Origin of the sequence: Lyngbya confervoides BDU141951 (genome assembly GCF_000817775.3) — a bacterium.
Classification (GTDB): Bacteria; Cyanobacteriota; Cyanobacteriia; order Thermosynechococcales; family Thermosynechococcaceae; genus Lyngbya; species Lyngbya confervoides.
The window spans coordinates 1-6,907 of sequence record NZ_JTHE03000020.1 but is presented as its reverse complement, the minus strand read 5'-3'; the positions used below and the strand labels follow the sequence as shown (position 1 = coordinate 6,907).

Here is a 6,907-nt window from a genome sequence, read left to right as displayed (position 1 = left end):
TGTTTTTTACGAGGCATAAGGGAATCTCCTTTGTTAACTGGATTCTACTTCCCTTACACAAAATTCTGATCAGTCTCTCGAAGACGAACGCCCCTGGTCAAAAGTTCTCGTTCCTCCAATGTCTGAATGCGCTTAAATCCCCGCGAGCTGTTGTAATTTTAGAACGGGGTCCGTAATGCTAATGGTTGAGTTTGTTACGACTTCTTCCTCCCCCTCGGCACAATCGTAAACTACATACGTCCAAATTCCGGGATTCCCTTCTTCCGCACTTTCTGCTTCATAGAAGGTAATGGTTCCATCGTCCTCACATTCAAAGTAAGCAGAATAGACGTCTTCCCATTCGCAGTCTGAATCTTCAAGGGTCTCTCTGATGCTTGCCAGAACCCCAGCAATATGATGAGGCTGAGATTCAATCTGAACCAGACGTTCTTCTTCCCAAACGAAGTTGTGTAATTCAAGTGTCATGACGATAAAATCCCACTTAAGAAATAAAAATTCTTGAATATAAAAGGATGACCCTGAAAAAGACCGGCTCATCCTTTTATATCAAGAAATCGTGTTATTTACACTCTCTAACCCCACTCATTTGTCCTACGCCTGGCGAATCAGCTTGCAAAAGGTGTTGACTAGCTCAATGTCGGACAGCGTTTGACAATAGGTGGAGGCGAGGGTGGGGCTCCCCACCACAATTGAGAGACATTGCGCCCTGGAGATCGCCACATTTAAGCGATTGCGATTCAAGAGAAAATCTAAGCCTCTGGGAACGCATTCGCTACTGCTGGCGCACATGGACAGAATCAAGATCGGGGCCTCCTGACCTTGAAACTTATCCACGGTTCCGATCCGAGCGCGATCGCCCAAGGCAGCTTTGAGATGGCTAACCTGAAGATTGTAGGGTGCAATCACCAAAATATCCTGGGCCGTAATGTCCCCCCGTCGGTCGCCCCGCTGACTCACAAAGGGCTGACCGGTCAACGCCTCAACCAAGCGGTCAATCTGTTGAATTTCCTCAGGGCTGTGCTGAGAATTCCCCTCATGACGAACGGGGAGAAAACAAATGCCATGGGGTTGCTGGACCCCCTTGGTTGTGCCCAGTGCGAGACCATGGGTTCTGGTTTGGGGGTGATGCCGCAGGCGATTTTCATAGACCGCCTCAGAAATGAACCGGCAGATAGACGGGTGCATCCGATAACTGGTGTCCAGAAACATGCCCTGGTCTGGGGAAATGGTGGCTTGCCCATGCAGGTAATAGCCGAGGGCGGATTGGCCGCTGTCTCCGGGATGCGTGGCTTGAATGGGTTGTTCGAGCTGCATCGGGTCGCCCATCAACACGAGGTTCGACGCGCACCGAGCGTTCGCCACCAGATTGGCCAAGGACATTTGCCCGGCCTCATCCACAAACAGATAGTCCCATTGGTCCGCCATCTCCGCCTTACAGAGCTGAAAGGCAGTGGCCCCAAACACGGAATAGTCAGATAACTGAACGCCTTTCATGGTGGATTTCCAGGTGAGTCCAGCCTCAACCAGGCGATCGTCTTTCTCCCCGCCATATTTGAGTCCCTTCCTGGCGATCCCTTGCTCGTGGCAGGTTTGGGCAACGCGCAACATCAAATTGGCGATGGCCTGATGGCTGGTGGCGGAAATCGCCACCGTCTTTCCCTGAGCGACCAGATGGGCAATCACCTGAGCAGCGGTGTAGGTCTTGCCACTGCCGGGTGGGCCTTGGATACAGAGCAAACTCTGATCCAGGTGGGCGATCGCCTGGATACAGCGGGTCAATAACTCCTGTCCGTCGGGAATCCCGGCAGGGTGAGCGGGCTGCCGAAATCGAGGGGGACGGCGATGGAGGAGATCCTCAAGTGCTGGGGGCAACTTCCTTGAGGAATGCCACTGCTGCACAATCTCAAAAATGGCTTGGGCTAAGGCCTCTGTGGGCACAAAGTTGGCATCCATCAGACTGGTGTGCTGGGGAGGCTCCCAATCCGGATGGTGTTGTCGGATGTCGGCCAAGCGGTTGTCTGAAATTGAAATAGAAGCGACGCCCTGCTCTGGATCCAACCCCTCAAGCTTGCAGGATTTTTGCACCTCCTCGGGTGCAAACCAGCAGAGACTCCCCGGTCGGAGGCGGAGATCCTGATTCGGATTGAACTGGTAGTCGTAGGTCCAAGAGCGACTTTTGGGCTTGAATCTGTAGGGCGGGGTTGGGGTGCGGGTCAGTCCGGCAATACAGTCGGGTTCGTCCATCAGGTCGGCGGCTTCGGCCTGCAACCAGGTAAAGCGTTGCCACCAAAAAGGCTTGGCTTCCCGACGATGAAATTGCAGCAGGTGGGCTAACAAAGTTTGGATTTGGGCTTTGCTTTCATCTGCGATCGCTTCAGTTTCCGTCAATAACTGTTCTGCCAGCTGTGCCACGGGGTCTTGGGGGTCGGTGGTCAACTCAGCTTGTGGGTCCTCTACGGGTTTAGGGTGATAGGCAATCCCGGACTCCTGCTGCAATTGCCGCAACCATTGGGTCAATTCACGGGTGGATTCACAATCGGCTTGGTTATAGTCCCGAATATCCTTCAGGATTTGAGAGGTCTCGTAGGTGTCGCCGTCCTGCCGTTGTAACCATTGAAAATACTGAATCACAGAATCAGCCGCAGTTTTAACCGATTCATCCCGCTTGCGGCCATAGAGGGGTTCAAGGTATTTGATGGAGTAGCTACTGGTTCCTACCCACAAACTTTGCCGCACAATTTGGTAGAGGTCGATGAAGACCCCAGCCCGGAGTAAATCATCCAGCTGAGTTTCTCGGGTAGCATGGCGCTGCATCAGGCGCTTCAGGGCGGTGACTTCATAGGGGGCATAGTGATAGACATGCATGGCAGGGTCATCCTGCCAGCGCTGACAAATCCAGTCGATAAATCCTGCAAAGGCGGCTTTTTCCAGGGCTGAATCATGCGCCCACCAGTCTTTGAACAGTAAGGTGCCCTTGTGCTCAAACACGGCCCCAAATAGGTATTCCAATCCCCCTTTGACGAGGGGATAACCTTCCATATCGAAATAGACATCCAATGAACTTGCGGGTGGAAGCAAACCCAGACCTTTGCGGGGATTGGAGGGAGCTGTGGGACGCAAACAGTAAGCGACTTGGGCCGAGGAAAGGGTCTGTTTTTGCAACTTTGCTTGGATCACTAAGCGCTGATAAATGGCGTGATCCAGTTTGGGGATGTGGGCTTGGGGATCCGCCTCTGCGAGCTGCTGCACGGTGGTGATTCCAGCTGCTTCCAAGCGACGGATCTGGCTCCGGGTAATATTGGCCACTTGGCAGAGGTGATCCGACTGTTGCAGGATTTGGTCGGCGATCGCCTGCCAGCAACCATGATGGCCCACGACCGGAATGGGGCGCTGCTGGGGGTCAAAGGCCGCCATCCTCGTCAGAAAATCTTGGCGAACTTGGTAAAAGTAGTAAATATACTGCTCGGTGGGGAAGGAGGTTTGGGTGCCATCGCCCAGCAGCAGGCGAAATTCACTCGGGCGTTTGCCTTGAATGTGCTCCAGCAAGTCTACGTAGCAGCAGGATTGCAAGACAAAATCTGGGTTCGGCTGGAGGGCCAGTTTGCACTCTAGGGGGAGATAGCTCCATTCACCCAGGTCTGAAGGTTCATCCACCCGCACGAGAAAATCAGCATAGCCAAGGAAATCACCGGCTTCCAAGGCGGCTTGATAAATCCAGGCTCGACCAGCCTGCATGGCCGATTGGGTGGCGCTAAAGCCACCGCGATGGTCAATACGGCAAACCTCAATGCCTTGATCTAGAAGAGATTGAAGGAAATTTTGCTCGTGCTCCCGGCCCAATTGCAACAGGGACTGAAGCATTTCGTCCGGGGCCTCTTTCTTGGGGGCCGCCTTGGGGTTTTCTAGGCTGAATCGATCCATCCAACAGGCAAACTCACTATTGACGAACTGAATCAGGTCGTGGGGGGAATAGACCAGACGGTTCGACTTATGCTGCATGGACGGATTTTCTCCACTCAAGGATTAAATAAGATTATTTAGGATTAAACTACCCGAAATAAGCTAGAAATTTCAGCCTGGGTCATCAAATCTAATCCAGTCAGCGAATTCTGAGAAAATGATACAGTTTGTTGGTAAGTATTGCTCATCCTAACCTTCGAGTCCTAGGGTAAATACAGTCGTCCTTAATTTCTGCGATATGCCAAAAGTCCGTAAAGCAACAACTCGAAATAATGAGTCATTAGAGCAAAAGCTCTGGAAAGCAGCGGATAAGTTACGGAAAAACATTGATGCAGCGGAATATAAGCATATTGTTCTGGGGCTGATCTTCCTCAAATATATTTCCGATGCCTTTGAAGACCTGCACGACCGATTGATGGCAGGGGAGGGAGAATACGAGGGAGCCGATCCGGAAGACCCCGATGAGTACAAGGCAGAGAATGTGTTTTTTGTACCTGCGGAGGCGCGGTGGTCAGCTTTGCAAGCTCAGGCGAAGCAGCCGGATATCGGTCAGCGGGTGGATGAGGCGATGGAGGCGATCGAGCGAGAGAATCCGAAATTGCTCAAGGGGATTTTGCCGAAGGTGTTTGGTCAGCAGAAGCTTGATCCAACGGCTTTAGGAGGTCTGATTGACATGATCGGGAGTGTGAATCTGGCTCAGGGCAAGTCTGAGAAAGCAGAAGACAGTCAAGCCGAAGGTGGGGAAGCCCATCGACAGCAAGATCTTTTAGGCCAGGTGTATGAATATTTCTTGGGTCAATTTGCGCTGGCGGAAGGAAAAAAGGGGGGGCCAATTCTACACCCCTGAAAGTGTGGTCCGCGTTTTGGTTGAAATGTTGGAACCCTATCATGGACGAGTATTTGACCCCTGTTGTGGGTCGGGGGGGATGTTTGTCCAAAGTGAGAAGTTTGTCGAAGCTCATCAGGGACGCTTAGACGATATTTCAATCTACGGGCAGGAAAGCAATGAGACGACCTACAAGCTTTGCCGAATGAACCTTGCGATTCGCGGCATTGATGGGTCAAACATTCGCTGGAATCCTGAAGGGTCGTTTTTAAACGATGCCCATCGGGATTTGAAGGCGGATTTTGTGATCGCCAATCCTCCGTTTAATGACAGTGATTGGGGGGGCGATCTGCTCAGGAAAGATGGCCGCTGGCAATATGGGGTGCCCCCGACGGGGAATGCAAATTTTGGCTGGGTGCAGCATTTCCTTTACCATTTGGCTCCGACCGGGGCAGCGGGGTTTGTGTTATCGAATGGGTCTCTTTCGTCAAATACCAGTGGTGAAGGTGAGATTCGCAAGGCGTTGGTGGAGCAAGACTTGGTGGACTGCATTGTGATGTTGCCGACGCAGTTGTTCTACAACACGGGGATTCCGGCTTGTTTGTGGTTTTTGAGTCGGTACAAGAATGGCAATAAGAACCGCGATCGTCAGGGGGAAGTGCTCTTTATTGATGCGTCTGAGCTGGGCTATATGGTCAACCGTCGCAATCGAGCGTTTGCGGATGAGGATATTAGCAAGATTGCGGATACCTACCATGAGTGGAAACGAGATGGAGGGGACTATGAAGATATCAAGGGATTTTGCAAGTCGGCTACGCTAGAGGATATTGAAAAACACAATTTTGTGTTGACGCCTGGGCGCTATGTGGGGATTCCTGATGAGGAGGAGGATGGCATTCCGTTTGAGGAGAAGATGGGGGCGTTAACGGCTCAATTGGCGGCTCAGATGAAGGAGGCTGCGGAACTGGATGAAGAGATTAAGATCCAGTTAGCGAAGGTGGGTTTTGATTTGGAGGGTTAGGCAATGACGTTACAGGACATTATCAAATCCTTAGATACCTTATCTGTAGAAGATCAAGCGGTTCTGTTGAAGACACTTGAACAGCGATTGGGGCAAACGGTTCATGGGGAGGCTAGCATCAGTTCCAATCAGCCCTCGGATGAAACCTTTTGGGAAATGACATTGCGGTTTCGGGAACGTATGAAGCACGAGGAAATTGAGTTTACGGATGAGGATTTTGCAGATTTAAGGGATCGAAGTCCTGGGAGGGAGGTTGATCTGTGCTAAGTCTTTATTTGCTTGATACCAATATCATCTCGGAAATAAATCGAAAGCAGCCCAATGAGGCAATTGTTGAAAAAATGGCCTGCTATCAGGCTGAAGTGTGCACTGCATCCCCTGTCATTCATGAGTTGAAGTTTGGGTGTTTGCGTTTGCCTGCTGAATCTGCCAAGCGACAGTTTCTTGAGGATTACATTGAGCAAATTCCACTGAAAATGCCAGTCTTCTCCTATGACCTAAAGGCGGCTCGGTGGCACGCGGATGAACGCGCGAGATTGACTAAAATTGGCAAAACTCCAGCTTTTGTGGATGGACAAATTGCCAGTATTGCTTTCTGCCAAAATTTGGTTCTAGTCACACGGAATGCATCGGATTTTCTGGAATTTGAGGGGCTTAAGCTTGAGAATTGGTTTGAGGTGGATGGATGACAGTCATGGACTCGTTACGGGAAAAACGATCGCAGATTTTAGAAATTGCGGCGAAGCATGGAGCCTACAATGTGCGAGTGTTTGGTTCTGTGGTGCGGGGTGAGGAAACGCCGGATAGCGATATTGATTTTTTGATTGACTATGATTTGGCAAAAATCACGCCTTGGTTTCCGGTGGGGTTAATCCATGATTTACAGGATTTTTTGGGGCGGAATGTGGATGTTGTCCCTGCTAAATCTTTGCACTATTACATTAAGGATCGGGTTTTGGCAGAGGCGAAACTTTTATGAAAGATAGTGGGCTGTATTTGATTCATGTTCGGGATTGTATTCTACGATCGTGATTTTGAGCCCATCACCAAAGTGCGATCGTTGCAAACTGTGTTCTTCTCAGCAGATGGAGACGGAAACA

Annotated in this window: 7 protein-coding genes; 5 read left to right on the top strand and 2 right to left on the bottom strand. The window is 50.8% G+C overall.

Annotated elements, in window-relative coordinates; all coding sequences use genetic code 11:
- Positions 1-132 precede the first annotated feature (132 nt).
- Positions 133-537, bottom strand: a complete 405-nt coding sequence (locus QQ91_RS02940; protein ID WP_236096262.1) for a hypothetical protein — start codon at positions 535-537, stop codon at positions 133-135.
- Between the two features lie 54 nt (positions 538-591).
- Complete coding sequence (locus tag QQ91_RS02935) at positions 592-3,999, bottom strand: TM0106 family RecB-like putative nuclease (RefSeq protein ID WP_166283908.1); 3,408 nt, start codon at positions 3,997-3,999, stop codon at positions 592-594.
- A gap of 199 nt (positions 4,000-4,198) precedes the next feature.
- Here QQ91_RS02935 and QQ91_RS02930 point away from each other — a divergent pair, with 199 nt between their 5' ends.
- The 5 genes from QQ91_RS02930 to QQ91_RS02910 are packed head-to-tail and all read left to right on the top strand — an operon-like array spanning position 4,199 to position 6,786.
- The gene (locus QQ91_RS02930; protein WP_236096261.1) at positions 4,199-4,807 is read left to right on the top strand and encodes a type I restriction-modification system subunit M N-terminal domain-containing protein; all 609 of its coding nucleotides are present in this window, start codon (positions 4,199-4,201) and stop codon (positions 4,805-4,807) included.
- Positions 4,740-5,807 (top strand): N-6 DNA methylase, encoded by a 1,068-nt coding sequence (locus QQ91_RS02925; protein ID WP_349306852.1) that lies wholly within the window; start codon positions 4,740-4,742, stop codon positions 5,805-5,807. The genes QQ91_RS02930 and QQ91_RS02925 overlap by 68 nt, the downstream gene beginning before the upstream one ends.
- 3 nt (positions 5,808-5,810) lie before the next feature.
- Positions 5,811-6,074 (top strand): hypothetical protein, encoded by a 264-nt coding sequence (locus QQ91_RS02920; RefSeq protein ID WP_166283907.1) that lies wholly within the window; start codon positions 5,811-5,813, stop codon positions 6,072-6,074.
- Complete coding sequence (locus tag QQ91_RS02915; protein WP_166283905.1) at positions 6,068-6,496, top strand: type II toxin-antitoxin system VapC family toxin; 429 nt, start codon at positions 6,068-6,070, stop codon at positions 6,494-6,496. Before QQ91_RS02920 ends, QQ91_RS02915 begins: the two co-directional genes overlap by 7 nt.
- The gene (locus tag QQ91_RS02910) at positions 6,493-6,786 is read left to right on the top strand and encodes a nucleotidyltransferase family protein (protein ID WP_166283903.1); all 294 of its coding nucleotides are present in this window, start codon (positions 6,493-6,495) and stop codon (positions 6,784-6,786) included. The genes QQ91_RS02915 and QQ91_RS02910 overlap by 4 nt, the downstream gene beginning before the upstream one ends.
- Positions 6,787-6,907 lie beyond the last annotated feature (121 nt).

What these genes read in the sequence shown, in the direction of transcription:
- QQ91_RS02940 (WP_236096262.1), bottom strand. Translation starts at nt 537, where the DNA reads ATGAGCCGGTCTTTTTCAGGGTCATCCTTTTATATTCAAGAATTTTTA.
- QQ91_RS02935 (WP_166283908.1), bottom strand. Translation starts at nt 3,999, where the DNA reads ATGCAGCATAAGTCGAACCGTCTGGTCTATTCCCCCCACGACCTGATT.
- QQ91_RS02930 (WP_236096261.1), top strand. Translation starts at nt 4,199, where the DNA reads ATGCCAAAAGTCCGTAAAGCAACAACTCGAAATAATGAGTCATTAGAG.
- QQ91_RS02925 (WP_349306852.1), top strand. Translation starts at nt 4,740, where the DNA reads ATGAATATTTCTTGGGTCAATTTGCGCTGGCGGAAGGAAAAAAGGGGG.
- QQ91_RS02920 (WP_166283907.1), top strand. Translation starts at nt 5,811, where the DNA reads ATGACGTTACAGGACATTATCAAATCCTTAGATACCTTATCTGTAGAA.
- QQ91_RS02910 (WP_166283903.1), top strand. Translation starts at nt 6,493, where the DNA reads ATGACAGTCATGGACTCGTTACGGGAAAAACGATCGCAGATTTTAGAA.